Source organism: Acidimicrobiales bacterium (assembly GCA_035512495.1).
GTDB lineage: Bacteria > Actinomycetota > Acidimicrobiia > Acidimicrobiales > CADCSY01 > DATKDW01.
In genome coordinates this window covers 24,253-49,202 of the sequence record DATKDW010000077.1, presented here as the reverse complement: position 1 = coordinate 49,202, position 24,950 = coordinate 24,253, and the positions used below count along the sequence as shown (strand labels likewise).

The window sequence follows — 24,950 nt, the reverse complement described above, 5'->3', positions numbered from 1 at the left end:
TTGTTGCTACCGGACACGTTGGTGGACCTTTCGCTTGGGTCGCTTGGCGGTGTGGGTCACCGGACGGTCGCCGGCGGCGACGGAATCCCTCACCGTCTGGGGGTGCCAGCGGGTGCTGCGCCCCAGGCGCTTCGGTGCGGGGAGCTCGCCGCTCTCGACGTGGTTGTCCACGCTGCGCTCACAGATCTGCAAGTAGGCGGCCACCTGCTTCTTGGTCCAGCTGGTCTCGGTCAGGGCACTCTCGGTTGTGGTCATGGGCCACACGGTGGAGAGCGGCCTCGCCAGCGCATTCGCGGACGCATCGGGGCGTCCTTATCGGACACCAGGACGCAAGTGTAAGCGCCACCTAAGCGCCAATACAACAAAATCCCCTGCTTTTTAGCGGGGGATGTTACAGAAGCCCAAGATCTTCGACATCTTCGAGGGCACCGAGCAGATCCAGCAGCTGGTGATCGCCCGGGCCATCAGCGGCCTGCGCATCGAGTAGGTGCGTTCGGTCACCTGATCTCGTAGAGGGTGCCGTGGCGGTGGAGATCTCTTACCCACCCTCCGAGGCACACTTGTGCCATGCCTGGAGGTGCAGCCCGTCCCCAGCCCAGCGTCGAGCTCGCCCAGCTGCGCGGCGGCCGCACCGACGAGGAGGTTTGTCCGTGACCGCATCGAAGAACCCCCCGACGCGCGGTCGCAAGGGAGCGACCCCGACCAGGGGACCGGGGCGGGCGCGTTCGGTCGCCCTGTGGGTCGGCGGCATCGTGGTCGCGGCCGTCGTCGCGACGGTGCTGGTCGTCGGCGCTGGCGGCGACGGGGACGTACCGACCGCTGCCGACGGCACACCCGGTGTGGCCCACGTCCACGGGCTCGGTGTGGATCCAGCTGACGGGGCGCTCCACGCCGCCACTCACCACGGCCTGTTCCGAATCGAGGACAGCTCTTCGGCCCAGCTGGTCAGTGCACCCCATGACCTCATGGGCTTCACGGTGGTCGGCGCCGCCCACTTCTTGGCCAGCGGTCACCCGAGTCTCAAGTCGGACGATCTCCGCCGCGATGGGCACCCGCCCCTGCTGGGGTTGATCGAGAGCGTCGATGGTGGGGAGACGTGGGAGCCGCTGTCGCTGCTGGGCGAGGCCGACTTCCACTCGCTGTCGGCTGCGCACGGCGCGGTGTACGGGTTCAACTCGGCGACGGGTGTCTTCATGGTCAGCAACGACGGCGAGCAGTGGCACGCCAGGTCGCAACAGAGCATGGTGGACTTCGCCGTGAGCCCAGGTGACCCCGACCGGATCGTGGCCACCACTGCCGCGGGACTGCTCGAGAGCGTCGACGGTGGGCGCAGCTGGACGCCGTTCGCGGCACAGGGGCCGGCGCTGGCGTTCCTCGGTTGGCACGAGGAGCGGGGGCTGTGGGGCCTTGGCGCCGACGGGGAGGTGCACGAGCTTGTGGGTGACGCGTGGCAAGCTCGCCAACGCCTCGGAGGTGGCCCCCAGGCCCTGCTTGTGGCCGACGACGGCGTCTACGCAGCTGTCGATGACGGCGCCACCGCCATCTACGTCTCCGAGGACGGCGTGACCTGGACCCCACTGTTCCGCGACGTCACCGGACGCTGATGGCACCCAGCGAAGGGGGCGCCCGCCGTCAGCGGTGCTCGGGGTTCTCGAACCCGGGCCGGCAGCCGGCGTCCCACTCGCTGCGCTGGTTGCCGTGGGCGGGGATGCCGCCGGCGTCGAGGAGGAGGCGGGCGAGGTGGAGCAGGTTCCAGGCCATGAACGTGGTGTTGCGGTTGGTGAAGTCGTTCTCCGGGCCGCCGGAGCCCTCGTCGAGGTAGGAGGGGCCGGGACCGACCTCACCGAGCCAGGCGGCGTCGGCCTGGGGCGGGATGGTGAAGCCCAGGTGCTGGAGGGAGTAGAGGATGTTCATGGCGCAGTGCTTGGCGCCGTCCTCGTTGCCAGTGACGAGGCAGCCCCCGACCCGCCCGTAGTAGGAGTACTGCCCGGCCTCGTTGAGCTCGGCCGAGTTGCCGTAGAGACGCTCGATGACCCGGTTGCACACCGACGACTTCTCCCCCAGCCAGATTGGGGTCCCGATGACCACGATGTCGGCCGCCATCACCCGCTCGACGAGCTCCGGCCAGGCGTCGGTGGTGAACCCGTGCTCGCGCATGTCGGGGTAGACGCCGGGCGGCAGGTCCCAGTCGACGGCGCGGACCTCTTCCACCGTCACCCCCTCGCCCTCCATGACCTGCCTGGCGATGGCGAAGAGGCCGTCGGTGTGCGAGCGTGCGGGTGAGGGCTTCAACGTGCAGTTGAGGAACAACGCCCGCAGGTCGCTGAAGTCCCACGGGTGCTGGCTGCCGGGTTGGGTGTCGGGGTTGGTCACTGGATCCTCTGCGCGATAGCTGGCTGGTGGGAGCGACGTGAACCGTACCGCCGCGCTGCTTCACTGGGGTCGTGCCCAGGACCCTCGTTGCCGGTGTCGACTGCTCCACCCAGGCCACCAAGGTCACGGTGGTCGATGTGGCGACCGGTGAGCAGGTTGCCCACGGCCGAGCCGGCCACGCCGTCCACCACGAGGCCGGTGCCTCGGAGACCGACCCCGAGGTGTGGTGGGTCGCCCTGCGAGAGGCGCTGGCCGCCACCGGCGTGGCGTCGCAGATCGAGGCGTTGTCAGTTGGCGGCCAGCAGCACGGCCTCATCGCCCTCGGCGCCGACGGGTACCCGCTTCGCCCCGCCGTGCTCTGGAACGACACCCGCTCGGCGTCCGATGCCGCCGGCCTGGTGGCCGACTTGGGCGCCCCCTGGTGGGCCGAGGAGATCGGTAGCGTCCCGGTCGCCGCGTTCACCGTCTCGTCATGGGCCTGGCTGCGGCGGGTGGAGCCCGACGTCGCCGCTGCCACCCGCGCCCTCCGCCTTCCCCACGACTGGCTCACCGGGCGCCTCTGTGGAGGGGCCGTCACCGACCGCGGCGACGCCTCGGGCACCGGCTGGTGGTCGGTGCCCCGGGGGGCGTACCACGACGACGTGTTGACCCATGAGCGGGTGCGGATCGAGCGTGAGTGGCTGCCGGTGGTCCACGGTCCCGCCGAGCGCGCCGGTGCCGTCATCGGTGACGCCGCGACCGCCTCCGGCCTGGCCGCCGGAACGCTCGTCGGCCCCGGCACCGGCGACAACATGGCCGCGGCCCTCGGCCTCGCCCTCGATCCCGGCACGGCAGTGATCTCGCTGGGCACCTCCGGCACCGCCTACGCCGTCACTGACCGACCGGCGGCCGACCCGACGGGGGTCGTCGCCGGCTTCGCCGACGCCACCGGCCGGCACCTGCCCCTTGCCTGCACCCTCAACGCCACTCTCGCCGTGGAGCGGGTGGCGACGTGGCTCGACCTCGACCGCGATGATGCGGCCGGCGACTCGGGCACCGCCGTGGTGGTCCCCTTCCTTGACGGCGAGCGCACGCCCGACCTGCCGGCGGCCACCGGTTCGATCCTCGGGCTCACCCACGCCACCACCCGCCAGCAGGTGCTGCGCGCCGTCTACGAGGGAGCGGTGGTCTCGCTGCTCGACGCGCTGGAGCGCATCGACGGCGCCGGGGACCGGGCCCGACCGATCGTGCTCATCGGCGGTGGCGCCCGCAGCCAGATCTGGCAGGAGGTCGTGGGCCGGCTCTCGGGCCGCCCGGTCGAGGTGCCGGTGGCCGACGAGCTGGTGGCGCTCGGGGCGGCGGTCCAGGCAGCTGCCTGCCTCACCGGCGACGACCTGATGGACGTGGCCCGCCGCTTCGGCGGTCGAGCGGGCCGGGTGCTGGACCCGGTGGCGCGCGATGACGGTGCCCTCGACCGGCACCACCGGGCCCGGGCGACCCTCCACGGCACCTGACCCCGCCACCGGCAGCGCCCGCGGTTCAGCCGTCGGTGAGCCCGGCGCACCGCGGTCGGCTTCAGCTCTCCAGGACGTCCCCCACCGTTGCGGCGAAGGCGACGGGCTGATCGATTGCGATGAGGTGTCCACTCTCGGAGACATCCACCGTCTCGGATTGGGGAAGCAGCCGAGCCACTCGACGCGTGGTGCGATGGAACACGGCTTGCCCGATGTCACCGATGACCACGGTCGTGTGGGAGGTGACACTACGACCTGTCCATCGGGCCGCGCGGTGACACCTGCAGTCAAGTGGGCCCGATCTATCCGGCGGCGAGCGGTTCGATCTGGTCGAGGGCTCCTGCGAGTCGGTCACGCTCGATCTCGAGCTCGTAGCGGCTCTGCAGGTTCAGCCAGAACCGCTCGCTCGTTCCGAAGTACCGGGCAAGACGGAGGGCGGTATCGGCGGTGATGCCGCGCTTGCCGTGCACGATCTCGTTTATCCGCCGCGGTGGTACCCCGACCGCGACGGCGACGCGGTGCTGGGTGACGCCCAGCGGCTCGAGGTACTCGAGCTGCAGGATCTCCCCGGGGTGGATCGGGGCCATGGTTGGTGCGCTGGTCATCTCGTCTCCCCTCAGTGGTAGTCCACGATCTCGACGTCTTCGGGTCCCGCAGTCGTCCATCGGAAGCAGATGCGCCACTGGTCGTTGATGCGGATGCTGTAGGTGTTGGAGCGGTCGCCCTTGAGCTTCTCCAGCGTGTTTCCTGGCGGGACTCGGAGGTCTCCGAGCTGATCGGCAGCGTCCAGGATCAGCAACTTTCGAAGAGCGGCACGCTGGGTCGGTTGATCGAACCGTTTCGATCGTTTGCGCTGCCACACCCGCTCGGTGCCCTTGTCGCGAAAGGACTGCAGCACACGACGCAGCGTAACGCCACACGTTATGAACGGCAAGCGTCATGGTCGACGTTCGACCTCGAACGCCCGCGTCGCGTCCACCGCTTGAGTCCGCCCCCTGCTGATGGAGCGACCTCCGCGCCTCGCCTACGATCGTCGCTCGTGGAGCGAACGATCTACGAGGTGATGGGTGGCGCCGAGGCACTGTTGGCCCTCGCTGAGGCTTGGCACAAACGTTGCTTGGCCGACCCGATCCTGGCCCATCCCTTTGAGGGCGGGGTCCACCCGCAGCACACCGAGCGACTCGCTGCCTACTGGTCGGAGCAACTCGGCGGGCCGGCCACATACACGGAGTCGATCGGCGACTACTCCCAGGTCGTGCGAGTCCACAGCGGCAACGGGCCGCATGAACAGATGGACGGTCGTGCGGTCGCCGCATTTGTGCTCGCCCTCGATGACGCCGGCATCCCGACCGACCCCCGTCTGCGGTTCCAGCTCATCGCCTGGTTCACCTGGGCGACGGCGATGCTGAATCACCGATGGACCACGCCAGACGAGGTGCCGAGCGACCTTCCTCTGCCCGGCTGGGATTGGGAGGGGACCGAAGGCTGGTAGGACCCCTAGCCGGCGGTGATCGTGACCTGCGTGGCCACCACCTCGCGCTGGCGGTGCTCGATCACGTCACCGTCGAGCACGACCCGGGCGCTCGAGCGCAGGTCGGCCGACGAGGCGCCGGCGTGGAGCGAGAGGCCGCCGGGCTCGACCACGAAGCGCATGGCGGCGTCGTAGAACGCCAGCCGGCTGGGGTGCACGGTGAAGGTCACCGTGCGGGCCTCGCCGGCGGGGATCGGCACCCGGGCGAAGCCCAGCAGGAGGCTGTCGGGACGGGCGACCGAGGCCACCTCGTCCCGGCCGTAGAGCTGGACCACCTCGTCGCCGTCGTGGTCACCGGTGTTGGCCACCCGCACCGACACCTCGACGGGCGCGTCGGTCGACGAGGCGGCGACCTCGAGCTCGCCGTACTCGAAGGTCGTGTACGACAGCCCATGCCCGAAGGCGAACAGCGGGGCGGTGGGGCTGTCGGTGTAGTCGCCGAGGAACTGGCTGCGGTCGCCTCCGGCGCGCTGACCGTGGTGCACCGGCAGCTGGCCAACGTTGCGGGGCAGGGTGACCGGCAGGCGACCGGCGGGGTTCACGGCGCCGAAGAGCACGTCGGCCACGGCGGCACCGCCCTCCTCTCCCGGTGGCCAGACCTGCAGGACGGCGCCGGCGTCGTCGACCACCCCGGCGAGGGTGTGGACCCGCCCCGAGAGGACGACGACCACGATGGGCGTGCCGGTGGCGGCCACGGCGCTGACGAGCTCGGCCTGCACACCGGTGAGGTCGAGGGAGGTTGCGTCTCGGAACTCGCCGACGGTGCAGGCGGGGCGCAGTCCGGACCGGCCGGCGACCACCACGACGGCGACCTCGGCCTCCTGGGCCAACGCCACGGCGGCAGGGATGTCGCTGCGGTCGTCGCCGCTGACCTCGCAACCAGGCGCGTGCTCGACTCGACACCCGGGTGGCGCCGCTGCCTGGATGCCGGCGAGGGGTGTGGTGTGCGGCGTGAAGTACGGTCCCGGCGCGAAGGCACCGCCGGCCTCGGGGAGGAAGACGCCGCCCGCGTCCTCGTCGGACTCGTAGACGATCTCGACGTGGGCTGGGTAGTGGTAGTCGCCCTGGAGCAGGCGCTGGTCGTCGGCCCCGGGGCCGATCACCGCCACCGACGACAGGTCCGGGCCGAGGGGCAGCACCCCGTCGTTGGTGAGGAGCACGACCGAGGCGGCCGCCGCTCGCCGCGCCAGCGCCCGCTGGGGCGGCGTCTGGAACACGGCACCGGCCGCGTCGGCGTCGACGTAGGGCCGCTCGAAGAGGCCGAGGCGGACCTTGCCCTCCAGCACCCGCCGCACGGCGGTGTCGACCACCTCCATGGGCACCGCGCCGGCCTCGACCCTTGCCCGCAGCGGGTCGCCGTAGCAGTCGAGCGACGGCAGCTCCACATCGAGGCCGGCGCTGAGGGCGGCGACGGCGGCCTCCCCCTTCCCGGTGGCGGTGCGGTGGTGGTTGCGCAGCAGGACGACCGAGAAGTAGTCGGCCACCACCACCCCCTCGAAGCCCAGCTCGTCGCGCAGCAGCCCGGTGAGGATGGCGTGCGACGACGCGCACGGCAGCCCGTCGACCGAGCTGTACGAGTTCATGACCGCGGCCAGGCCGGCGTCGCGGATGGCGGCGGCGAACGGTTCGGCGTGCACCTCGCGCAGCTCGCGGGGGCCCAGGTGCACCGGTCCGTGGTTGCGCCCGCCGTCGGACACGGCGTAGCCGAGGAAGTGCTTTCCGGTGGCGATCACCCCGCCGGCGAGGTCGTCGGTCTGCATGCCGCGCACGTACGCCGTTCCCATGGCGCCGGCCAGGAAGGGGTCCTCGCCGTAGGTCTCCTCGGCCCGGCCCCAACGCGGCTCGCGCGCCACGTCGAGCACCGGCGCCAACGTGAGGCGCGCACCCACGGCGCGGAGCTGGTCGCGGATGACGCCGGCCACCTCCTCGACGAGGGCGGGGTCCCAGGTGGACGCCAGGCCGATGCCCTGTGGGAAGACGGTGGCGTCGCGGCCGCAGTATCCGCCGGTTGACTCCTCGTGCACGACGACCGGGATGCCCAGCCGGGTGCCCTCGACCGCCACCCGTTGGATGTCGTTCATCAGCGCGGCGCTCTCGGCCGGGCGCAGACCGGTGGAGGCCCCGATGCGCGTCACCTGGCCGATCCCGTGGCGCAGCCGCTCGGCGGTGACGTCGGGGTCGAAGCGGTCTCCCGAGACGAGCTCGGTGACCCAGACGCAGCCGAGCTGCGACAGCTTCTCGTCGAGGGTCATCCGCCCGAGCAGGTCGTCGACGCGCTCGTCGACCGGGAGCGAGGGGTCCTGGTAGGGGTTGCTGCCGGTCACGGTGCTTCAGGCGGGGCGGTGGATGCGCCGGTTGACGAGGTTCTCGAGTCGCTCCTGACGACCCGACACCGGTGCCGGGTCGATGTCGTCACGGCTCACCAGCTCGTGGAGCGAAGCGAGGTCGGCCTTGCCGTCGAGGATCTCCTGGCCGAGGCCGCGCTCCCATCCGGCGTAGCGCTCGTCGACGGCACCGGGGAGGTCGCCGTCCTCGAGGAGGCCGGCGGCCACGAGGAGCGCCCGGGCGAGGGTGTCGATGCCTCCGACGTGAGCGTGGATGAGGTCGGCCCGGTCAACGCTCTGGCGGCGCAGCTTGGTGTCGAAGTTGAAGCCCCCCGTCCCGATGCCGCCTCCCCTGAGGATCTCGTAGAGGGCGAGGCTGAGCTCTTCGACGCTGCCCGGGTACTGGTCGGTGTCCCAGCCGTTCTGCGGGTCGCCGCGGTTGGCGTCGATGCTGCCGAGGACGCCGTGGGCGACCGAGTAGGCGACCTCGTGGTGGAACGAGAGGCCGGCCAGGGTGGCGTGGTTGACCTCGAGGTTCAGCTTGACCTCGCCGACGAGATCGTGGCGCTCGAGGAAGGCGTGCACGGTGGCGGCATCGCGGTCGTACTGGTGCTTGGTGGGCTCGGCCGGCTTGGGCTCGACGAGGATGAGCCCCTCGAAGCCGATGCGGTGCTTGTGGTCGACGACCAGGTGCAGGAAGCGAGCCAGCTGGGCGTCCTCGCGGCGGAGGTCGGTGTTGAGCAGCGTCTCGTAGCCCTCCCGCCCTCCCCACAGCACGTAGTTGGCCCCGCCGAGGCGATGGGTGGCCTCGAGGCAGTGCTTCACCTGGGCGGCGGCGTGGGCGAAGACCTCGGGGTCGGGGTTGGTGGCCGCGCCGGCGGCGTAGCGGGGGTGGGTGAAGAGGTTGGCCGTGCCCCAGAGGACGCCGACGCCCGTGCGCTCCATGTGGCCGGCGGCCTCGTCGACCATGGCGTCGAGGTTGGCGCACGACTCCCGGAACGTGGCACCGGCGGGGGCGATGTCGCGGTCGTGGAAGCAGAAGAACGGCACGCCGATCTTCTCGAACGCCTCGAATGCGGCGGCCATCTTGGACCGGGCGTGGTCCATGAGGTCGCCGGAGGTGGCGAGCCAGGGTCGGTCGAGGGTCCCGTCGCCGAAGATGTCGTTGCCAGCCCAGGCGAAGGAGTGCCAGTAGCAGACCGCCGGGCGGAGGTGCTCGGCCATCGTCCGCCCCGCCACCACCGCGCCGGCGTCGTACCAGCGGTAGGCGAGCTCGTCGTCGGTGTCGGGGCCGAGGTAGGGCACCGGCTCGACATCGGGGAAGAAGGGCGCAGGCATGGAGAGATCCTGCCTCATCGCCGGCCGGTGATGCCCAGTACGGTCCGGGGGGTGACCGAGCGTCCCCGCAACGTCGTCGTCGTCCTGCTCGACAGCCTCAACCGCCACCTCCTCGGCTGCTACGGGGGCGACGAGTTCGAGACCCCGCACCTCGACCGCTTTGCCGCCTCGTCGCTGCGGTTCACCAACCACCACGTCGGCTCACTGCCGTGCATGCCGGCTCGCCACGACATCCTCTGCGGCGCCCTCGACTTCCTCTGGAAGCCGTGGGGATCGATCGAGGTCTGGGAGGAGGCCGTCACCGTCCCCCTCCGGCGCGCTGGGGTCGTGACCAAGCTGGTGACCGACCACCCCCACCTCTTCGAGGCGGGCGGGGAGAACTACCACGTCGACTTCACCGCCTGGGACTACGAGCGCGGCCACGAGGGCGACGCCTGGCGGACGAGGCCCGACCCGTCGTGGGTCGGCGCCCCGTCGTTCGGTCGCGGCCACTCGCCCTACGACGACAGTCGGGGGTGGTTCCGGGGAGAGGACGACTTCCCCGGCCCGCGCACCATGGCGGCGGCCGCCCGCTGGCTCGACGAGGAGGCGAGCGCGGAGGGCCGCTGGCTGCTGTTCATCGACGAGTTCGACCCCCACGAGCCCTTCGACACGCCCGAGCCCTACGCCTCGATGTACGACCCGTCGTGGGAAGGCCCGAAGCTGATCTGGCCGCCCTACGCCACCCGGGTCCTCGAGAAGGGGGTGCTCACCGCGGAGGAGGCGCGCCAGGTCCGCGCTCAGTACGGCGGCAAGCTCACCATGATCGACGCCTGGTTCGGCCGGCTCCTCGACGCCCTCGACCGCAACGGCTTCGCCGACGACACCGCCGTGGTCGTCTGCACCGACCACGGCCACTACCTCGGCGAGCACGACCTCTTCGGCAAGCCGGGCGCGCCGGTGTACGAGGCGCTCGGCCACATCCCTCTGCTCGTGCGCTGGCCGGGGACGCCGGCCGGCACCCGCGACGCCCTGACCACCAGCGTCGACCTCCACGCCACCCTCTGCGACGTCTTCGAGGTGTCGTCCAGCCACCGGACCCACGGCTCGTCGCTGGTCCCACTGATCACCGGGGCTGCCGACCACATCCGCGAGTGGGCGCTGTTCGGGGTGTGGGGCCGTGAGGTGCACGTGACCGACGGGCGGCTGAAGTACGCCCGCGTCCCATCGGGCGACAACGCGCCGATCTCGATGTGGTCCAACCGCTGGTCCACGATGCCGGTCCACCAGCTTCCCGACCTCCGGCTGCCGGCACCGGACGACCGGGCGTGGCTCGACCGGATGCCGGGGTCGTCGGTCCCGGTGATCCGGCAGCCCTTCGCGCCCGGCGACATGCTCCCGTACTGGGCCTTCACGTCGTTTGGCGGCAACCTCCTGTTCGACCTCGCCGATGACCCGGCCGAGGCCGAGGACCGCTCGGGGTCGAGCGAGGAGCGCCAGGCCGCCGAGCTGCTCCGCGAGGCGCTGCGCAGCGTCGAGGCACCCGACGACCAGCTGGTCCGCCTCGGGCTCTCGTAGCCCCCACCCGGCTCGCCGGCCATACTGCACCGCCACCACGCCGTCCCCGAGGAGCCCCCATGTCGACCAACCTGGTCCCGATCCCTTCGACGATCGACGAGGTCACCCCAGCGTGGCTGGCGTCGGCGACCGGCCTGCCGATCGAGACTGCTGAGATCACCCAGATCGGCGTGGGCATCGGGGTCAGCAGCGCCCTCTTCCGGGCCCGGCTCACCGGCGGCACCGGTTGCCCCGAGTCGGTGATCATCAAGATGCCGGCGCTCGACGAGGCGGCGGTGTTCACCTCGACGGTGCTGCGCATGTACATCCGGGAGGTCCGGTTCTTCGAGCAGCTGGCGGCGGAGTCGCCGGTGCGGGTGCCGAAGGGCTACCACGGCGCCGTCGACGAGGAGACGAGCAGCTTCGTGGTGGTGATGGAGGACATGGGCACCATGCGCATGGTCGACCAGCTCGACGGCATGGAGCTCGCCGACGCCGAGCGCGCCGTCGACGAGCTGGCTGCCTGGCACGCCACCTGGTGGGGCAAGCCCTCCGAGGGCCTCGCCGCCGCCGGCACCACCGTGAGCCTCGGTGACCCGGTGTACCCGGCGGTGCTGCCTTTCGTCTTTGCCGAGGGCTGGGAGAAGGTCACCACCGGCATGGACGTCCACGACGCCATCCTCGACGTCGGCCCCCGCTTCGCCGACGCCATCCCCGGCCTCCTCGCCCACCTGAGCCAGGGGCCAAACACCGTGACCCACGGCGACTTCCGGGCCGACAACATCCTCTTTGGTCCCGACGGCTCGATCGTGCTGCTCGACTTCCAGCTCATCGGCACCGGCAGCGGCGCCTACGACCTGGCGTACTTCATCACCCAGAGCCTGCGCTCGGAGGATGCCTCGGCCCACGAGCGCGACCTGTTCGACCGCTGGATCGCCGGGCTGCGCGCCGGTGGCGTGGCCGATGAGGACCTGGGGCGGATGTGGGAGGACTACCGCGTCGCTGCCCTCTTCTGCCTCGTCTACCCCATCGTGGCCAGCCGCGGCATGGACCTCGACGACCCCCGCCAGCGGAACCTCCTCGACTGCATGAACGAGCGCTTCGTCCGGGCGGTGACCGAGCTCGACCTGGCGTCGCTCCTGTAGGGGCTACACCGGCGCCGAGATGCCGACCCGGTCGAGGGTGGGACCCATGAGGTCGGCGAAGTTGTCCCGGTAGAAGGCGTCGCGCTCGGCGTCGCTTCGCCCCTCGAGGCTGGCGGTGAAGCGCTTCATGGGGTTCCGTCCACCCTCGACGTGGGGGTAGTCGGAGGAGAACATCGCCACCTCTGGGCCGGTGTGCTCGACGATCCAGCCGGCATCCTCGTGGGGGTAGGGCGTCACCCGGATCTGGCGGCGGACGATCTCGCTCGGGCGCGCGCTCAGGCGCTGCAACCGCTCCTCGTTGCGACGGAAGGCCTCGGCGGCGGAGTCCATGGACCGCATCCACCCGGGTACCCAGCTGGCGCCGAGCTCGATGACACCGATGCGCAGTCCCGGGAACCGGTCGAGGACCCCGTCGACGATGAGGACCGACAGCGTCTGCATCGGGGAGTAGGGGATGGCCATGTACGAGACCGAGGTGAAGTTGGCGTCACCGCCGTGGAAGTCGGGGACCGGGGGCAGCCCGTTCTCCTTGTACACGGGGTCCATCGGCTTCTCCCCGCCAACGTGGAGCACGATCGGCACCCCGGCCTCCTCGGCCTGGGCCCACACGCGGTCGAAGCCGACGTGGCTGGGGGAGTGCCGGCGAGGCGGTGCCGAGGCGATCATCAGCGCTGCCGCGCCCATCTCGATGGCTTCGGCCGCGCAGCGGGCGGCACCGTCGATGTCGGTGAACGGGACGTACGCCACCGGCAGGAGGCGCCGGTCGGCGCTGCAGAAGTCGACCATCCCCCGGTTGTGGGCGGTGGCCAGGCCGTAGGCCAGCTCGCCGTCGTCGCCGTGGTCGAGGCGGTTGAGCGCCCCGAGGTAGGTGGTGGTGAACACCAGCTGGCTGGCGAATCCGAGGTGGTCGAGGGCGGCGGGCCGGTCGGCGTTGCGCACCGCGCCCAGCGCCACGAAGTTCTTGCGCAGGAGCACCTCCTCGGCGTCGTGCGCCCGGAACTCGGGGTCGTCCTGCTTGGCCAGGGCGGCGTCGAAGAGCTCCGACTGGTCGCCGACGATCGGGCCGAGGGCCTCGGTCAGGCGGGCCCGCAGGCCCGGGTCGGCGTAGTGCTCGGCGTAACCGGGCGGCTCGAAGATGTGCGAGTCGGCATCGTGGACGACTCGTCCCTCCACGTACGGCATGGTTCCCCTCCTCGCCGGGCGAGCCGGCCTCACCGCTGCAGTGCACCGAACCTAGCGACCGCGGTGGCCGCTGTGCCGGCCGCCTCCGCTCAGTTGCCGAAGTCCCAGCTCTCGCCGCGCTCGTAGCGGCCGATCACGTTCTTGGCGATGAGGATCTTGTGGACCTCGTCGGGCCCGTCGGCCAGGCGCAGGGTGCGCGCGCCCTGGTACATCCCGGCCAACGGCAGGTCGTTGGACACCCCGGCGGCACCCCAGACCTGGATGGCCCGGTCGACCACGCGGGTGTAGGCCTCGGGCACGAAGACCTTGATGGCGGAGATGTCGGTCCGTGCCTCCTTCATGCCCGCGTCGACCTTCTCGGCGGCGTGGATGGTCATGAGCCGCGCCGCCTGGATGTCGATGTAGCTGTCGGCGATGAAGCCCTGGATGAACTGCTTGTCCTTCTGCAGGCCGCCGTGGACCTCGCGGGTGAGGGTGCGCTCGACCATGAGGTCGAACGCCCGCCACATCTGGCCGATCGAGTTCATGCAGTGGAAGACGCGGCCGGCGCCGAGACGCTCCTGGGCCGCCTCATGGCCCTGGCCGACGGCGCCGAGGATGTTCTCGGCCGGCACCCGCACGTCGTGGTAGCGCACCTCGCAGTGGTCGGAGGTGGGCCGGCCCCAGATGCCGATGCCGCGCACGATCTCCACGCCGGGGTTGGAGGTGGGGACGATGATCTGGGCCATCTGTCCGGGCTTGGTGGCGGCGTCGGGCGAGTCGTCGTGGACCCGAACCATCACGATGAAGAAGTCGGCGGCGATGCCGTTGGAGGTGAACCACTTGTGGCCGTTGATCACCCAGTCGTCGCCGTCGCGCACGGCGGAGGTGGTGATCGAGCGGGGGTCGGAGCCGGCGTTGTGCGGCTCGGTCATCGAGAACCCGGACTCCATCTCGCCCTCGATGAGCGGTAAGAGCCACTTGCGCTTCTGGTCCTCGGTGCCGTACTTGACGAGGATCTTCTGGTTGCCGGAGTTGGGGGCGACCACACCGAAGAGCGACGCCGCGCCGATGGCGTAGGCGAGCACCTCGTTCATGTAGGCGTGGGCCAGGAAGTCGAGGCCCATGCCCCCGTACTCCTGGGGCAGGTGCGGGGCCCACAGGCCGTCCTTGCGGACCTCGGACTTGATCTCCTCGCGGAGCTTGCGCGCTTCGGCCCTGGTCGCGTCGTCGACGTCCTCGGTCCGGCGGGAGGCCCACAGCGTCGACTCGTTGGGCACGATCCACTCGTTGACGATCTTTGCCGTACGGCCGCGGATGTCGTTGATCCGCTCGTCGAGGGTGGGGATGGGCTTGACGTTCATCGTCATGGGTGTCCTCCGGCTGGTGGGCGTCGAGGCCGCGCCCAGCCACGGTACCGGCGAGGTCGCTTCCGGCGCTCAGGCCGAGCGTCGGTGGAGCGTGCCCCGAAGGCGCTGTACGGGCTTCGAGTAGCGGACGATGCACGTGAGGGCGTGCACGCCGTCGCGCCAGCCGATCTTCTTGCCCTCCTCGTAGGTGCGCCCGCTGTAGGAGATGCCGACCTCATAGATCCGCCAGCCGGCGCCGGCGACCTTGGCGGCGAGCTCCGGCTCGATCCCGAAGCGCTCCTCCTCGAGGGTGATCCCCTCGAGCACCTCTCGCCGGAAGGCCTTGTAGCAGGTCTCCATGTCGGAGAGATTCAGGTTGGTGAAGGCGTTGGAGAGGAGGGTGAGTGCCCGGTTGCCCACGTAGTGCCAGAAGTAGAGGACCCGGTGGGGCCGGTCGGACACGAACCGCGAGCCGAACACCACGTCGGCGCTGCCGTCGACGAGCGGGCCGAGCAGCTGGTCGTAGTCGGCGGGGTCGTACTCGAGGTCGGCGTCCTGCACGATGACGAAGGGCGAGGTCGTCTCGGCGAAGCCCCGGCGCAGGGCCGCTCCCTTGCCGCGGTTGACGGGCTGGCGGAGGACCCGCAGCCTCTCGTCGTCGACCGCCTCGATCCGGGCGAGGGTGGCGTCGGTCGAGCCGTCGTCGATGACCACCACCTCGCGGGTCCAGGGGGAGGCCAGCACCCGCTTGAGGCACGCGGCCACGGTGGCCTCCTCGTTGAAGCACGGCACCACGACCGACAGGACGGGGGAGGGGTCCTCGGGCACGGCCCGGACGCTAGAGCACCGCCCTGTCCCCATCGCCCAGACCCGTCTGCGCCTCCCCGTCCGCGCCGGTGTCACAGCTGGGGCCTACCGTACGGGCATGGTCGTGGAGGCACCCGAGCACCTGTCGCCGTCGAGCATCGGCTCGTTCCGCACGTGCCCCCTCGCCTGGCGGCTCGACTACCTCGAGCGCCTCGAGCGGGTCGGCAGCCTCGACGCGTCCATCGGCACCTTCGTCCACGCCGTGGCCGAGCGCCTCTGCAACCTCCCGGCCGAGGAGCGCACCCTCGACGCCGCCCGGGCCGCCGCCACCGCGGCCTGGTCGCTCCACGTCGACGACGACGAGTGGCGGGCCCTGGCCGTCGACACCGCGGAGATCCCCGGCGTGAAGCGCCGGGCCTGGAAGGCGGTGCAGCGCTGGTTCGCCCTGGAGGACCCGCGTGAGATCGACGTCACCGGCACCGAGCTGTGGGTGCGCGGCGAGGTCGAGGGGGTGGCGCTGCGGGGCATCGTCGACCGCCTCGACGCCACCGCCGACGGCGGCCTGACCGTCACCGACTACAAGACTGGTCAGAAGCCGGGCGTCGCCTACCAGGACGACCGCCTCCTCGGGGTGTGGATCTACGCCATCCTGCTGGGCCAGGAGCCCCCGGTCGAGGGTCGACGGGTCACCGCCGTGCGCCACCTCTACCTCGGACAGCGGGCCGGCGAGGTCGTCCGATCCGTCACCCCCGAGGCGCTGGCGTCGGCCACCGAGGTCGTCGTCGCCACCGCCCGGTCGATCTCCGGCTGCTGCGAGACCGGCGAGTTCGAGGCCACCCCCAGCGTGTTGTGCGACTGGTGCTCGTTCAAGCCGTCGTGCCCCGCCCACGGCGGCGACCTCGACGCCCTCCTCGCCACCGCCCCCCGCCGCCCACCCAAGCCCGAGACCACCACACTGGCCGTCTAGGACACTCGGGTCACTCGAGGCGGCGGACGCCTCGCAGGCCGGCCCAGGCCAGGTCGGCGATCTGGCGGGCCAGGCGGCCCGGGTCGAGCTCGACGCCGTCGGCGATGCGGTGGCGGCTGGTGACCTCGGCGAGGCCCACCACGCCGTAGGCGAGGGTGCGCCGGTGCTCGTGGTCGAGGTCGGCCTCGATCAGCCCAGCGACGGCCTCGGCGATGGCCGACTCCACCCGCCGCACGGTGCCGGCGAACTCGACGTCGAAGCGGTTGTCGCTGCCGAACAGCAGCGAGAAGGCGCTCCGGTGCTCGACCACGAACCGGAAGTACGCCGCGAATCCGGCCTCGACCTGGCCGCGCGGGCTCTCGGCGGCGGCGGTGGCGAGGAGGATCTGCTCCTGGAGCTGGCCGCCCACGTCGTCGAGCAGCTTGAGGTAGAGGTCGCGCTTCGAGCCGAAGTGCTGGTAGAGCACCGGTTTGGTCACGCCGGCGGCCTCGGCCACGTCGTTCATCGACGTGGAGTGGAACCCCCGCTCGGCGAACACCTCGAGGGCGTGGTCGAGGAGCTGGCGGCGCCGGGCGGCAGCGGGGAGGCGGAGGCTCATGAGTTACCGAAGAGTAACAAGGCCGGTCGTGCAGGAACGGCGCCGTGCCGCGGCGAAAGGTTCACTCGTGGCGAGCACACGACGGCCCGGTCCGGCCAAGCAGAGGACCCGACCCCCCGAGCCCCTCCGGCCGCTGCCGGCGGAGCACGCTGGGGTGACGTTGCTGGCACTGAAGGTGCACCGCCGTCGCTATCGGTCGGGCCTGCCCCGCGCCGGAGGCACCGACCCCGACTGGTAGAGAAAGGCCTCGGCCGAAGGCCGAGTCCCCTCAGATCCCCACAGCACGACCAGGCGACGCCGGATCTCGTGATCGGGTGGCACCGACGGAAGGGACCCGCCCGGAGCCTGCGGAGGGTGGGAGGGTTCCGTCGGTGACGGGCCCCGATCACCTCTAGTAGGCGATCACCTGGCGGGCGATCTCACCCTTGCCCATGGTCTCGAAGGCGTCGTTGACGTCCTCGAGCGAGATGGTCGAGGAGATGAGCTCGTCGAGCATGAGCTGACCCGATCGGTAGAGCTCGACCATGCGGGTGACATCGGTGTGGGTGTTGGACGACCCGTACCAGCAGCCCTTGATCGTCTTCGACTGGAGCACGAAGCCGAGGAAGGCGGGGATGGTGACCATGGCGTCCATCTTGGGGACGCCCACCAGCACGGCCTCGCCACCACGGCGGGTCATGGCGATGACCTGGTCGATGGTCTGCTGCAGGCCGATGACCTCGAAGGCCACGTCGGCGCCGCGCTCGCCGGTCATGCCCATGACCTTGCTCACGGGGTCGCCCTCGCTGGCGTTGACGGTCTGGGTGGCACCGAACTTCTTGGCCATCTCCAGCTTGGTGTCGTTCATGTCGACGGCGATGATCTCCTTGGCACCGGCGATGCGGGCACCCTGGATCACGTTGAGGCCCACACCACCGCAGCCGACGACGGCGACGGTGTCGCCTTCCTTGATGTCGGCGGTGTTGAGGGCGGCGCCCACGCCGGTGAGCACGCCGCAGCCGATGAGGGCGGCGATGGTCATCGGGATGTCGTCGTCGATCTTCACCGCACCGATGGCGGGGATGATGGAGTACTCCGAGAAGGTGCCAGCCGCCGCCATCTGGTGCAGCGGGGCGCCCTGGGAGGTGAAGCGGGGCGTGCCGTCGAGCAGGCCGCCGGAGGCCAGGGCGGCGCCGGCGTTCTCGCACAGGTAGCCCTCGTCGCGCTGGCAGAAGAAGCACTCACCGCACTGGGGGATCCACGACACCACCACGTGGTCGCCGGGCTTCACGCTGGTGACGCCCTCGCCGACCTCCTCCACCACGCCGGCGCCCTCGTGGCCGAGGACGATGGGGCAGTTGGGGAACATGGTGCCGTTCTGCATGGAGAGGTCGGAGTGGCAGACGCCGGCGGCGCCCATCTTGATCTTGACCTCACCGGCGTGCGGCGCCTCGATCTCGATGTCGTCCCGGATCTCGAGCGGCTGCCCGACCCCTGCCAGCACTGCGGCCTTGACCATTGGTGTTCCCCTTCGATGATGGTGGTGTCAGCCGCATCGTGGCACACCGCCGGGGACCAGGCGAGACCTGGGAATCGCTCCTAGAGGCCTCGCTCGCGGTCGTCGCGCTCGGCGGCCTTGACCGCGTAGCCGAGGATGATCGCCGGGGCGAGGATCACGCCGCCGAGCACGAGCGCAGCGATGACGGCGTTGGCCAGCAGGTCGGTGAACCGGGTGGCGAGGCCGGCGAAGAAGCCGACGATGGCCAGCACCCACAGCGCATAGCCCACCCGCTTGGCCGTCGCCGTGTGGCGGGCGACCCGGGCGCGCTGGTGGCGGACGGGGTCGGCGGCCATGAGAGGTTCCTACCAGACCGGTGGCCACCGGCGGGGGTCGACACCAAGGGAACGGGGCAGGCAGTCGGGGGCGGGCAGGCGGTCGGCATCGCACCCCTAGTCTCACGAGGGTGAAGCGGACGTTCGTGGCCTGTCGGCGCACCGTGGTCGTCGACGGGACGCCCCTCATGGGGATCGTCAACGCCAGCCCGGAGTCGTTCTCCGGTGACGGGAGCTCGGAGCTGCAGGTGCAGGTGGACCTCGCCCTCCGGCAGGTCGCCGCCGGCGCCCTCGTCGTCGACATCGGGGGCCAGTCGGCCAACACCAGGACGCCGACGCTGGCCGTCGAGGACGAGGTCGCCCGCGTGGTCCCGTTGATCGAGGCAGTGCGCGCGGCCAGCGACGCGGTGATCTCCGTCGACACCTACAAGCCCGCAGTGGCCGACGCGTGCCTGGCGGCCGGCGCCGACGTCATCAACGACGTCAGCGGCCTGCACCACCCCGAGCTCGCCGACGTGGTCGCCTCGTGGGGCGCCGGCTACGTCCTGATGCACACCGTCGGGCCACCGAAGTCGAAGATCCTCGATCCTCACCGGTACGACGACGTCGTCAGCGCTGTCCTCTCGTTCGTCGACGCCAAGCTCTCGCAGCTGGCCACGGCGGGCGTGGACCCGGACCAGGTCATCGTCGATCCGGGTCTGGACTTCGGGAAGACCCCTCGTCAGTCGCTGGAGCTGGTCCACCGCGCCGGGGCGCTCCACGCCGCGATCGAGGGGCCCCTGCTCTTCGCCATCTCCCGCAAGGACTTCATCGGCGCCATCGCCATGACCGGCCCCCTCGACCGGGCGCCGGGCACGCTGGCCGTCGCCGGGGCGCTGGCCGCCGCCGCGCCGTCGTCGCTGCTGCGGGTCCACGACGTGGCCGGCACCGCCCAGTACCTCGCGGTCCGGGCCGCCATCGACGCGCCCGAGGTGCTCGATCCCGGCGCGGTGCTGCCCGATCACCTGCGACGGGTGTGACCGGCTCGACGGTGGGTTGCTACCTCGGGGGGCGGAGCCGGCGGTTGGTGGCGTCGAGCACGGCGCGGGCCACCGCCTCGTGCTCGCCCATGCTGCGCACCGGCGCCGAGCCGGTGAGGAGCTCCTCGTAGGGCGGCACCATCAGGACCAGCACGGCCATGGCCACCGGCCGGTCGCCGAAGGAGGTGACGGTGGCGGTCTCGACCGTCACCTGGGCGGCCGTGCCGTCGAGCTGGCGGAGGGCGTCGAGGGTTGCCTCGGCGACGAGGCGGAGGGTTGCGCTGGCGGCGGCTGACCCCTCGACGGTGCCGGTGGCCTCGACCTCGCCGGCGCGCAGGGCGACCTCGGCGCTGCAGCGGGGGCCGCGCCGCAGCAGGTGGACGCTCTCGACGACGGGGCGCTCACCGGTGTTCGTCCCGGCAGGCGGCGAGGTGGGTGCCGCCTCGGCCCGGCCGTTGGAGGAGGCTGCGCCCTCGGGGTCGGCGGCTGGTGGGACCGGGGCGGGTCCTGGCGCTGCGGAGACTGCCACGGCCTCGGGTGCCTGGGCCGCGGACGCGGGCGCCGCTGGTGCGCCAGGCGACGCGGGGGGCTCGACCACCGGGTCCTCGAGCTGGACGACGCTCACGATGCGGTGATCGATCTCGAGGCCCACGCTGGCCATGGCGACCGACTGGATGTCGCGTACCACCTGCTTGGCGTGCTTGCCCGGTACGGCGAGGATGTGGACCTCCACCGGTTCGGTGTCGGGGCCCACGACGATGCGGGCCGCCCGCACGTCGGGGATGCGGCACAGCTCGCGCTCGACGGAGCGCAGGTCGAGGTCGTTCACCGGGTCGAGCGTACCGACCGGCCCGCCGGGGATCGGGGACCGTCGGGCACCTGGGAGGCGCTCAGAGCGCGCTCTTCCGGCGGGTGAAGGGGAGGATGTCGCCCCCACCGGCCACGAGGCTCTCGAGGTCGAGGCCGCTGGCAGCTTGGCGGAAGCGGTCGCCGGCGGCGATGGCGTCGGTGACGGTCGCCGGTCGGTCGGCGATGAGCCGGAACAGCGCGGCGGTCGCCCGTCGGGTGGCGCCATCACGGGCCACGCCGGTCAGCAGGGACAGCCCCCGGTCGGCGAGGTCAGGGTCGTCGCCGACCACCATGTCGAAGGCCACCGCCACCCGGACGACGGCGGCCTCCAGCGACGGGGCCGGACCCTCGAGGGACCCGGCCTTGGCCGACTCGACCAGGTCGGCGACCTCGCTGGTGAAGCCCACGTCGCGCAGGATGCTGGCGCCCTGGACGGCCACGGTGGTGTGGTCGTCGGCGGCGTCGGTCGCCGGGACGGCCTCGCCGGTACTGTCGTCGAGCGGCACGGCTCCCAGCCGGTGGAGCCGGCTGGCGGTCACGATCCGCTGCCTCGTCGCCCGGTCGAACCCGAGCTCACCGGCCACGACGTCGGCGTAGCAGGCGGTTCGCTCGCTGTGGCCGAGGGGGGAGAGCCCGGCCAGCTCCGGTACCAGACCGAGCGCCTGCACGGTCTGGCCCAGGGTGTCGGTGGCGCTGGCATAGCGCAGGAAGGAGAAGCGAGCGATGAGCAGCGGCAGGCCGGCGACCGCGGCCATGGCCACGCCCACCTGGTCGGTTGCCACGGCGATGAGGGCGGCGGCACAGGCCAACGTGAGGTGGACCGGGGCCGCCGACTTGAGCTCGAGGTGCTCGCCGTCGACCAGGACCCAACGGGTGACGAGGGCGTCGACGGCCACGAGACCGAGGATGCCGGCCCCGGCCCGGGCGAGCACGGTGGCCTCGGGCACCACCAGGTCGAACGCGAACACGGCGGCGCCGGCGGCGAGCAGCGCGAGTGCCAGCCGCGACCCCACCCGGCCCACCTCGGCGAGGTCGTGGCGGTTGGCGGTCACGGCGAGGGCGATCGTGAGGGCGGCCACGGCCACGATCCCTTGCTCCTGCAAGGTGAGCGGCGTGGTGGGTACGGCCATGGCGAGGGCGAATCCAATCGGGACGCTGCCCCCCCAGGGCACGGGGACGGTCACCAGCAGGCCGACCCCGAGGGCCACGGCGACGCCCACGAGCACCCGCGCTCGGTCGGGTCCCGTCGCAGCGATGGCGGCGCCGACGGTGACGCCGACGGCGGCGACGAGCACGGGGCTCAACCGGCGGCCGCTGTCGGGGGCGCTCACGAGCTCGAACCCGCGGCGGTCGCTTCGTCGGAGAGGTCACCCAGGCCGGCCGAGCCGACCCCGACGTCGGGCGGGGCGACGGCGAAGGCGTGGGCATCGACCTCGAAGCCGCGGCCGTAGCGCTCGCCCCGCTGCTCGATCACCGCGATGAGTGCTTCGGTGCAGGTGGGGTTGAACTGGGTGCCTGCGTTCTTGCGCAGCTCTTCGAAGGCGATGTCCTGGTCGAGCGCCTGACGGTACGAACGGGTGGAGGTCATGGCGTCGAAGGCGTCGGCCACGGCGACGATGTGGCCCTCGAGCACCAGCTCGGCGGCCATGCCGGCGGTGTCGTGCTCGAAGCGTCCGGCGCGGTCCGAGGCCACCACCGCCATGTCGCGCATGAAGTTCACTCGGCCGAGGATGCCGATGCCGGCGTCGTTGTGACGGCGGACGATCTCCCACTCGTCGGCGGTGAGGCGGCCGGGCTTGTTGAGCAGCCGACTCGGGACCGCCAGCTTGCCGACGTCGTGCATCAGCGCCGACTGGCGGAGGTGGGCGATGCGGTCGGGCGAGAGTCCCATCTCCTCGGCGATGTAGCACGAGTACTTCGCGACCCTCTCGGTGTGGCCCGCGGTGTAGGGGTCCTTGGCCTCGATGAGGCGGATGAAGAGGCGGATCGAGGCGTCGTGGGCGTCCCTGGTCCGCTCGAAGGACCGGAAGGTCCACCGGCCGATCACGACCGGGATGGCGAGGAGGAGGACGGCCACCGCGCCGAGCTCGGCGCCGATCTGGCCGATCAGGACACCGAGGAGGCCGAAGGCCAGGTAGTTGGGGACCGCTGGGCGCATGTCCGCCCAGAGCACCGCCGCCGAGGGGCCCGTGCTGAGCGAGCGGAGCCCGATGAGGAGCCCGATGTTGAGCGAGCCGTAGACGGCCACGGCGACCACGGCCGCGACGAAGGCCCAGCCGCCCAGCGAGAGGACGGTGACGTAGGCCAGCGCGCCGCCGGCGGCGGCCAGGAGGATCTGCCCGCTGTTCATGACGATGGCCCGCAGGTTGCGGGACCGCAGGTCGTCGAGGGCGAGGCCGCTGCTGCAACCGATGACGGCTGCGCCGGCGACCGCACCGCTCGGTCCGTCTGCGGCGAGGACCGCGATCGAGGCCATGATGATCATGAAGCCCGGGCTGACGCTCATGGCCACGCCCATGAGCACCGAGGTGCTCTCGGCCATGATGAGGAAGGCGACGAACGCGGCCACGATCGGCCAGTCGACCCCGCCGTCGAGCCGCAGGGCCCCCACCAGGGCGGAGGCGGCCGCGAGCACGACGGCCCCTTGCAGCAGCGCGCTCCGGTGTTTCATGGGCAGTTCCTGACGCCTGGGGCGGGTCCCCGGCAACGTGGATCGGGTCGGGAAAGAGGCGGCGAAAGCGCGTCAGCTGAGCGTTGGATTACTTCCAGCGGAAGTTGGCGCCGCTCGAGAGCAGCAGGGTCGCCAGGCCGGCCAGCATGGCCACGGCACGGACGCGTGCGTTCTTCATGTCACATCACCTCCCTTGCGAATGGTTTCCCGCGTCCGCTAGTGGCGGGTGACGCTTCGCTCCGCTGGTGATGGGATGGCGCGCTTTCGCCGTCTCCTTCTCGACTCGATTGTCAACGTGCGTGCTTTCAGTCCCTTCAGCCCGAATGAGACCTTGTTGAGGGAGCTCTCCGGGGATTTCGGGACCGCTGCCAACGGTCTGCCCACCACTTGGTGTTGCCACTGTTGGCAGTGGGAGAGAAGGTAACCCCTGTGGTTCCTGGTGACAAGGTCGAACAGCCCAGCGGGCCGCGCCGGGCGGTCAGAAGCCGGGGTCAAGAGCCGGGGGCGACGGGCATGCCGTCGTCGGCGCCCCCGTGTCCATCCCCGGTCGGGGTCGCGGGGGCGGGGCCGCGGTCGGGCAGGACCACGACGGGCCCCGCCGGACGCCCCGGGCCGGGTCGCTGGCGGAGGACGGGAGCGTCCCGCCGGGGCCGCAGGAGGCGGAAGACCACGTTGGTCACCCCGACGGCCAGCACCAGGTCGCCGAACGAGAGGACCTCGCCGAGGGGGGGCACCGGGATGATGTCGCCGAGGGCCGTCAGGCGGTCGTCCGGGCCCTCGAGGTGGCGCTTGGCGCCGAAGTCGATGGCCGCCAGCTCGGCAGGCTCGACGTCCCGGATCGCCCGGATGGCATCGCCCCGCACGGGCATCCCCCCATTGACGCCGATCACGAGGGCGTTGAGGGCCAGGCCGACAAGCACCACCGGCATCCCGACGAGACGGAGGTTGACCACCGCAAAGGCGCCAAGGGCGAGGTACGACGCGGCGACGACGGCCATGGCGAGCGCGTCGGTGAGGTCGAGCACCTCGGCGCCCAGCTGGAGGGCGGCCCCGGCGACGAGGGCCGGGAGCCAGCGGAGACGCTGGTCGGCCACGTTCGCGGGCCGCCCGCCCATGGCGAGCGCGAGGGCCAAGCCCACCACCACGGCGATGCTCGTGAAGCCCATCGGGCGCCGAGGGTAGCGTCCGACCCATGGCGTACCAGGGACTGTCGCTCGTGGTGGCCGACCACGTGGGGCGTATCACCATCGAGCGGGAGGAGCGCCGCAACGCGCTCTCGTGGGCGCTCGTCGCCGAGCTCCGCCAGGCCCTCGCCGAGGTCCGGGCCGACCCGGAGGTGCGGGTGGTGGTGCTCACCGGGGCCGGCGATCGGGCGTTCTGCGCCGGCGCCGACCTTGCGGGCATGGGCGAGGGGGCGGGCGTGGTGGAGCAGCACGAGGCGCGTGGCGAGCTGGCCCGGCTCTTCGAGGACCTCTGGTCGCTCGGCAAGCCGACCATCGCCCGGGTGCGGGGCTACGCCCTCGCCGGGGGCTTCGGGTTGGCGCTCGCCTGCGACCTGGTGGTGGCAGCCGATGACGCCATCTTCGGCACCCCCGAGATCGACGTGGGGCTCTGGCCCCACATGATCACCGTGCCCCTTACCCGGTCGATGCCGCCCAAGGTGGCGCTCGAGCTGATGCTGACCGGTCGCCGGGTGGGGGCGGCCGAGGCCGAGCGCATCGGCTTCGTCACCCGGGTCGTCCCCGTCGACGAGCTCGACGCCGCCGTCGACGAGCTGGCCGCCACGCTCGCCGCCAAGCCGCCGGCGGTGGTCAAGCTGGGCCGCGACGCCTTCTACGCGGTGTGGGACCTGGCGGCGGCCGACGCCCTGCGGCTGCTGCATCCGATGCTGAGCGTCACGGCCGCCACCGAGGAGGCGACCGAGGGCATCGCCGCCTTCACCGAAAAGCGCCCGCCCAGCTGGCGGCAGGGCTGAGG

Annotated in this window: 24 protein-coding genes; 8 read left to right on the top strand and 16 right to left on the bottom strand. The window is 71.5% G+C overall.

Annotated features, from left to right (window positions below):
- Nucleotides 1–6: 6 nt before the first annotated feature.
- On the bottom strand, nt 7–255 hold the full coding sequence (locus tag VMN58_11605) for a helix-turn-helix domain-containing protein (GenBank protein ID HUF33840.1): 249 nt from the start codon (nt 253–255) through the stop codon (nt 7–9).
- A 395-nt stretch (nt 256–650) separates the two neighbouring features.
- Here VMN58_11605 and VMN58_11600 point away from each other — a divergent pair, with 395 nt between their 5' ends.
- Nucleotides 651–1,604 (top strand): hypothetical protein, encoded by a 954-nt coding sequence (locus VMN58_11600; GenBank protein ID HUF33839.1) that lies wholly within the window; start codon nt 651–653, stop codon nt 1,602–1,604.
- A 28-nt stretch (nt 1,605–1,632) separates the two neighbouring features.
- On the opposite strand, the gene VMN58_11595 is transcribed toward VMN58_11600, so the two are convergent.
- Nucleotides 1,633–2,373 (bottom strand): NAD(P)H-dependent oxidoreductase, encoded by a 741-nt coding sequence (locus VMN58_11595; GenBank protein ID HUF33838.1) that lies wholly within the window; start codon nt 2,371–2,373, stop codon nt 1,633–1,635.
- A gap of 71 nt (nt 2,374–2,444) precedes the next feature.
- On the opposite strand from VMN58_11595, the gene xylB reads away from it, so the two are divergent.
- A complete protein-coding gene (xylB, locus tag VMN58_11590) occupies nt 2,445–3,866 on the top strand; it encodes a xylulokinase (protein HUF33837.1) in 1,422 nt (473 codons plus the stop codon).
- A 302-nt stretch (nt 3,867–4,168) separates the two neighbouring features.
- On the opposite strand, the gene VMN58_11585 is transcribed toward xylB, so the two are convergent.
- A complete protein-coding gene (locus VMN58_11585) occupies nt 4,169–4,471 on the bottom strand; it encodes a HigA family addiction module antitoxin (GenBank protein HUF33836.1) in 303 nt (100 codons plus the stop codon).
- Nucleotides 4,472–4,482: 11 nt separating this feature from the next.
- A complete protein-coding gene (locus VMN58_11580; protein ID HUF33835.1) occupies nt 4,483–4,764 on the bottom strand; it encodes a type II toxin-antitoxin system RelE/ParE family toxin in 282 nt (93 codons plus the stop codon).
- A 141-nt stretch (nt 4,765–4,905) separates the two neighbouring features.
- Here VMN58_11580 and VMN58_11575 point away from each other — a divergent pair, with 141 nt between their 5' ends.
- Nucleotides 4,906–5,358 carry a group II truncated hemoglobin gene (locus VMN58_11575; GenBank protein ID HUF33834.1) on the top strand — a complete coding sequence of 151 codons (453 nt, stop codon included), beginning with the start codon at nt 4,906–4,908 and terminating at the stop codon, nt 5,356–5,358.
- A gap of 5 nt (nt 5,359–5,363) precedes the next feature.
- Here VMN58_11575 and VMN58_11570 read toward each other — a convergent pair whose 3' ends face one another.
- Together VMN58_11570 and xylA are read right to left on the bottom strand one after the other, a co-directional pair.
- On the bottom strand, nt 5,364–7,721 hold the full coding sequence (locus tag VMN58_11570) for a glycoside hydrolase family 3 N-terminal domain-containing protein (protein ID HUF33833.1): 2,358 nt from the start codon (nt 7,719–7,721) through the stop codon (nt 5,364–5,366).
- A 6-nt stretch (nt 7,722–7,727) separates the two neighbouring features.
- Nucleotides 7,728–9,059, bottom strand: coding sequence for a xylose isomerase (gene xylA / locus VMN58_11565; GenBank protein ID HUF33832.1), 1,332 nt, complete (start codon nt 9,057–9,059; stop codon nt 7,728–7,730).
- A gap of 51 nt (nt 9,060–9,110) precedes the next feature.
- Here xylA and VMN58_11560 point away from each other — a divergent pair, with 51 nt between their 5' ends.
- On the top strand, nt 9,111–10,616 hold the full coding sequence (locus VMN58_11560; GenBank protein ID HUF33831.1) for a sulfatase-like hydrolase/transferase: 1,506 nt from the start codon (nt 9,111–9,113) through the stop codon (nt 10,614–10,616).
- A 59-nt stretch (nt 10,617–10,675) separates the two neighbouring features.
- Nucleotides 10,676–11,740, top strand: coding sequence for a phosphotransferase (locus tag VMN58_11555; GenBank protein ID HUF33830.1), 1,065 nt, complete (start codon nt 10,676–10,678; stop codon nt 11,738–11,740).
- A gap of 3 nt (nt 11,741–11,743) precedes the next feature.
- Here VMN58_11555 and VMN58_11550 read toward each other — a convergent pair whose 3' ends face one another.
- The 3 genes from VMN58_11550 to VMN58_11540 all read right to left on the bottom strand — a co-directional run bounded on the left by VMN58_11550 (nt 11,744) and on the right by VMN58_11540 (nt 15,078).
- Complete coding sequence (locus tag VMN58_11550) at nt 11,744–12,922, bottom strand: amidohydrolase family protein (GenBank protein ID HUF33829.1); 1,179 nt, start codon at nt 12,920–12,922, stop codon at nt 11,744–11,746.
- An 89-nt stretch (nt 12,923–13,011) separates the two neighbouring features.
- A complete protein-coding gene (locus VMN58_11545) occupies nt 13,012–14,271 on the bottom strand; it encodes an acyl-CoA dehydrogenase family protein (GenBank protein ID HUF33828.1) in 1,260 nt (419 codons plus the stop codon).
- Nucleotides 14,272–14,340: 69 nt separating this feature from the next.
- Nucleotides 14,341–15,078 (bottom strand): glycosyltransferase family 2 protein, encoded by a 738-nt coding sequence (locus VMN58_11540; GenBank protein ID HUF33827.1) that lies wholly within the window; start codon nt 15,076–15,078, stop codon nt 14,341–14,343.
- A 97-nt stretch (nt 15,079–15,175) separates the two neighbouring features.
- Here VMN58_11540 and VMN58_11535 point away from each other — a divergent pair, with 97 nt between their 5' ends.
- The gene (locus VMN58_11535; GenBank protein HUF33826.1) at nt 15,176–16,024 is read left to right on the top strand and encodes a PD-(D/E)XK nuclease family protein; all 849 of its coding nucleotides are present in this window, start codon (nt 15,176–15,178) and stop codon (nt 16,022–16,024) included.
- A 10-nt stretch (nt 16,025–16,034) separates the two neighbouring features.
- Here the strand turns inward: VMN58_11535 and VMN58_11530 are convergent, their stop codons facing one another.
- From VMN58_11530 to VMN58_11520, 3 genes are all read right to left on the bottom strand, one after another.
- Complete coding sequence (locus tag VMN58_11530) at nt 16,035–16,622, bottom strand: TetR/AcrR family transcriptional regulator (protein HUF33825.1); 588 nt, start codon at nt 16,620–16,622, stop codon at nt 16,035–16,037.
- A 391-nt stretch (nt 16,623–17,013) separates the two neighbouring features.
- A complete protein-coding gene (locus VMN58_11525; GenBank protein ID HUF33824.1) occupies nt 17,014–18,120 on the bottom strand; it encodes a Zn-dependent alcohol dehydrogenase in 1,107 nt (368 codons plus the stop codon).
- Nucleotides 18,121–18,200: 80 nt separating this feature from the next.
- On the bottom strand, nt 18,201–18,455 hold the full coding sequence (locus VMN58_11520) for a hypothetical protein (protein HUF33823.1): 255 nt from the start codon (nt 18,453–18,455) through the stop codon (nt 18,201–18,203).
- 110 nt (nt 18,456–18,565) lie between these two features.
- Between VMN58_11520 and folP the strand changes: the two genes are divergently transcribed.
- Nucleotides 18,566–19,453 carry a dihydropteroate synthase gene (gene folP / locus VMN58_11515; GenBank protein ID HUF33822.1) on the top strand — a complete coding sequence of 296 codons (888 nt, stop codon included), beginning with the start codon at nt 18,566–18,568 and terminating at the stop codon, nt 19,451–19,453.
- A gap of 19 nt (nt 19,454–19,472) precedes the next feature.
- Here the strand turns inward: folP and VMN58_11510 are convergent, their stop codons facing one another.
- From VMN58_11510 to VMN58_11495, 4 genes are all read right to left on the bottom strand, one after another.
- The gene (locus tag VMN58_11510) at nt 19,473–20,282 is read right to left on the bottom strand and encodes a hypothetical protein (protein HUF33821.1); all 810 of its coding nucleotides are present in this window, start codon (nt 20,280–20,282) and stop codon (nt 19,473–19,475) included.
- Nucleotides 20,283–20,343: 61 nt separating this feature from the next.
- The gene (locus VMN58_11505) at nt 20,344–21,633 is read right to left on the bottom strand and encodes a hypothetical protein (GenBank protein ID HUF33820.1); all 1,290 of its coding nucleotides are present in this window, start codon (nt 21,631–21,633) and stop codon (nt 20,344–20,346) included.
- Entirely contained in the window at nt 21,630–22,973 is a 1,344-nt protein-coding gene (locus tag VMN58_11500; GenBank protein HUF33819.1) for an HD domain-containing phosphohydrolase, read from the bottom strand. Before VMN58_11500 ends, VMN58_11505 begins: the two co-directional genes overlap by 4 nt.
- Before the next feature lie 491 nt (nt 22,974–23,464).
- On the bottom strand, nt 23,465–24,139 hold the full coding sequence (locus tag VMN58_11495) for a DUF5317 family protein (GenBank protein ID HUF33818.1): 675 nt from the start codon (nt 24,137–24,139) through the stop codon (nt 23,465–23,467).
- Between the two features lie 26 nt (nt 24,140–24,165).
- Between VMN58_11495 and VMN58_11490 the strand changes: the two genes are divergently transcribed.
- Nucleotides 24,166–24,948: an enoyl-CoA hydratase-related protein gene (locus tag VMN58_11490; protein HUF33817.1), complete on the top strand. Its 783-nt coding sequence runs from the start codon at nt 24,166–24,168 to the stop codon at nt 24,946–24,948.
- Nucleotides 24,949–24,950: the final 2 nt, after the last annotated feature.